The following is a 3,639-nucleotide window of genomic DNA, read 5'->3' on the forward strand; positions in this document are numbered from 1 at the left end:
GGTCAGTGACTTTGATATTCGCCTGCTACGGATTTTCCGCAGTGTGGTGGAGTGCGGCGGCTTTTCGGCAGCGGAAACCGTGCTCGGCATCGGCCGCTCGGCGATCAGCCAGCAGATGAGCGATCTGGAGCAGCGCCTTGGCCTGCGTCTATGCCAGCGCGGACGCGCCGGGTTCTCGCTGACCGAAGAAGGGCGTGAGGTTTATCAGTCGGCGCTGCAACTGTTAAGTGCACTGGAAAGTTTCCGCACCGAGGTCAATGGCCTGCATCAGCACCTGCGCGGCGAGTTGATCATCGGCCTGACCGACAACCTCGTCACCCTCCCCCACATGCGCATCACCCACGCTCTGGCGCAATTGAAAGAACGCGGGCCGGACGTGCAGATCCAGATCCGCATGATTGCCCCCAATGAAGTCGAACAAGGTGTGCTCGACGGCCGCCTGCATGTCGGCGTGGTACCCCAGGCCAGTGCGTTGTCGGGGCTGGAGTATCAGCCGTTGTACAGCGAGCGCTCGCTGCTGTACTGCGCGGTGGGTCATCCGTTGTTTTATGTCGATGACAAGCAACTGGAAGACCAGCGCCTTAATGACCAGGACGCGATTGCACCGACGTTTCGTTTGCCGGCGGAGATTCAGGCGCATTACCAGGCGCTCAACTGCACCGCCAGTGCATCTGACCGTGAGGGTATGGCGTTTCTGATTTTGACCGGGCGTTATATCGGTTATCTGCCGGATCATTACGCCGGCCTGTGGGTTCAACAAGGGCGCTTGCGTGCGCTGAAATCGACGACGCGGTTCTACGACCTGAGCCTTGCATCGGTCACGCGCAAGGGCAGGCGCCCTCATTTGGTGCTGGAAAGCTTTCTCGAGAGCCTGGCGGCAACGCGTTGAAAATATAAACCCAGGATCAACCGCTTCGGCCTCGAACAGCAAAATCAAAGGATCGCAGCCTTCGGCAACTCCTGCATTGGAAGGTGTACAACCATAAAGCTGAGCAAGTGGACAGGTTTTTGCAGTGAAGGGTGAACTCGATCCCTGAACAAGAAACCAAAACCATGCAGCCAGATTCTGAACCATCCAGCGAATTGATCTACGGCCTCGACGATCGCCCCAACCCCCTGGCCGCCATTCTTGCCGCGCTACAGCACGTACTCGCCAGTTTCGTCGGCATCATCACCCCGCCGCTGGTGATCGGCTCTGCGCTTGGCTTGACCGCGCATCTGCCTTACCTGATCAGCATGGCGCTGATGGTGTCCGGGGTCGGCACTTTTATTCAGGCGCGCCGCCCGTTCGGGATCGGCGCCGGAATGATCTGTTTGCAGGGCACCAGTTTTGCGTTTCTTGGCGCGGTGCTCTCGGCCGGGTTTCTGGTCAAGCAACGCGGCGGCAGCCCGGAAGACATTCTGGCGATGGTTTTCGGCGTGTGCTTTTTCGGCGCCGTGGTGCAGATCGTCCTCAGCCGTTTCATTGGCCAATTGCGCCGGGTCGTGACGCCGCTGGTGACTGGGATTGTCATCACCCTGATCGGCATCAGCCTGATCAAGGTCGGCATCACAGATCTGGGCGGTGGTTTTAATGCACCTGACTTTGGTGCACCGGGCAATCTGGCACTGGGGGTGTTCGTGCTGCTGACGATCATCCTGCTCAACCGCTCGAACACGCCGTGGGTAAGACTCTCGGCGATCATCATCGGTTTGGTGTTGGGCAGTCTGGCCGCGTGGTTCAGTGGGAAACTGGTGCCGCAGCCATTGCCTGACTTGCCACTGGTCAGCCTTCCTACGCCATTCAAGTTCGGTTTCAGTTTCGACTGGACGGCTTTCCTGCCCGTCGCGCTGATTTATCTGATCAGCACCATCGAAACCGTCGGCGACCTCACAGCCAACTGCATGCTCGCCCGCCAGCCCATCAGCGGCCCTTCTTATATAAGCCGTTTGCGCGGCGGTGTATTGGGCGACGGCGTGAGTTGCTTGATCGCTGCCACCTTCAGTGCCTTCCCCAATACGACGTTCGCGCAGAACAACGGCGTGATCCAGTTGACTGGCGTGGCCAGCCGTTACGTCGGGCTGTACATCGGCGCGATTCTGTTCTGTCTCGGCCTGTTCCCCATGATCGGCGCGGTGTTGCAACAGATTCCGAAACCGGTACTCGGCGGCGCAACACTGGTGATGTTCGGTGCGGTTGCGGCGGCCGGCGTGCGCATCCTCGCGCAGTCGCCGCTGGATCGACGCAGCATGTTGATTATTGCCACGTCGTTCGGGGTCGGCCTGGGCATCGCAGCGCAACCGAACCTGCTGCACTTGCTGCCGAAACTGGTACAGAACCTGTTCGACTCGGCGATCACCAGCGGTGGCCTGACGGCAATCAGCCTCTGCCTGTTGCTGCCAGAGTCCAAATCGACGACCAGACAAGTGCCGGCGCCACTGAACAAGATCGAACAGGCGTAACGGTTTTATTGCATCAGGACTTGTCGGATCCCTGTGGGTGCGCTATCAACGCAACTGGTTGCACCCACAGACAAACCCGGAAGTGCCTATGACCTTTGAAGTCCCAGCCCACGGCGGCAAACCCGCCAGCCGCATTCGTCAGAAGAACGAAGAGACCATCCTCAAAGCCGCCGAAGACGAGTTCGCCCGTCACGGGTACAAAGGCACCAGCATGAACACCATTGCCCAGAATGCCGGGTTGCCCAAGGCGAACCTGCATTACTACTTCACCAACAAGTTGGGGTTGTACGTGGCGGTGCTGAGCAACATCATCGAGCTGTGGGACAGCACCTTCAACACCCTCACCGCCGAGGACGATCCGGCCGAAGCGCTGACTCGCTACATTCGCGCCAAGATGGAGTTCTCCCGTCGCCAGCCACAGGCTTCGCGGATTTTCGCGATGGAGGTGATCAGCGGCGGTGAATGCCTGAGCGAATATTTCAACCAGGATTACCGCGCCTGGTTCAACGGTCGGGCCGCCGTGTTTCAGGCGTGGATCGATGCAGGCAAAATGGACCCGGTCGATCCGGTGCACCTGATCTTCCTGCTGTGGGGCAGCACGCAGCATTACGCTGACTTCGCCACGCAGATCTGTCGGGTCAGCGGACGCAGCAAGCTGACCAAACAGGACATGGAAGACGCCGGCAACAACCTGATTCGCATCATTCTCAAAGGCTGCGGCCTCACTCCTTCTGTATAAGACGTTTTATGCCTTTCACCCTCAGCGGCTTGTGCGAGTACCGCGAAGAGATTCGCAAAAGCCGCTTTATCACCTTCGCCGCACCGATCAGCAGCCCTGCCGACGCGCAGGCGTTCTTCGAGCAACACAGCGACTTGAACGCTTCGCATAACTGCTGGGCGTGGAAGCTCGGCGACCAGTACCGCAGCAACGACGATGGCGAACCCGGTGGCACCGCCGGGCGGCCGATTCTGGCGGCGATCGAGGCGCAGGATTGCGATCAGGTCGCGGTGCTGGTGATCCGCTGGTACGGCGGCATTCAACTGGGCACTGGCGGATTGGCCCGAGCCTACGGCGGCGGCGCGAACAAGTGCCTGCAAAACGCGGAAAAAACCGAGTTGATCAGCCGCGTGCCGCTGCGCTGTGCCTGCGGCTTTGCCGAGTTGCCGCTGGTGAAGCTGCGAGTGGCGGATCTGGGC

At 59.8% G+C, this 3,639-nt stretch carries 4 protein-coding genes; all 4 read left to right on the forward strand.

The window, feature by feature from the left end; genetic code table 11:
* Positions 1-889, forward strand: an 889-nt coding sequence (locus DBR24_RS07425) for a LysR family transcriptional regulator (RefSeq protein WP_146188983.1), incomplete at its 5' end; no start/stop codon positions are given.
* Positions 890-1,053: 164 nt separating this feature from the next.
* Positions 1,054-2,442 carry a uracil-xanthine permease family protein gene (locus DBR24_RS07430; protein ID WP_123471145.1) on the forward strand — a complete coding sequence of 463 codons (1,389 nt, stop codon included), beginning with the start codon at positions 1,054-1,056 and terminating at the stop codon, positions 2,440-2,442.
* 88 nt (positions 2,443-2,530) lie between these two features.
* On the forward strand, positions 2,531-3,181 hold the full coding sequence (locus DBR24_RS07435; protein ID WP_123471143.1) for a TetR/AcrR family transcriptional regulator: 651 nt from the start codon (positions 2,531-2,533) through the stop codon (positions 3,179-3,181).
* 8 nt (positions 3,182-3,189) lie between these two features.
* A partial coding sequence (locus DBR24_RS07440) for a YigZ family protein (protein WP_256591326.1) occupies positions 3,190-3,639 on the forward strand: 450 nt, incomplete at its 3' end.

The organism is Pseudomonas sp. HMWF006 (assembly GCF_003061205.1).
Lineage (GTDB): Bacteria > Pseudomonadota > Gammaproteobacteria > Pseudomonadales > Pseudomonadaceae > Aquipseudomonas > Aquipseudomonas monsensis.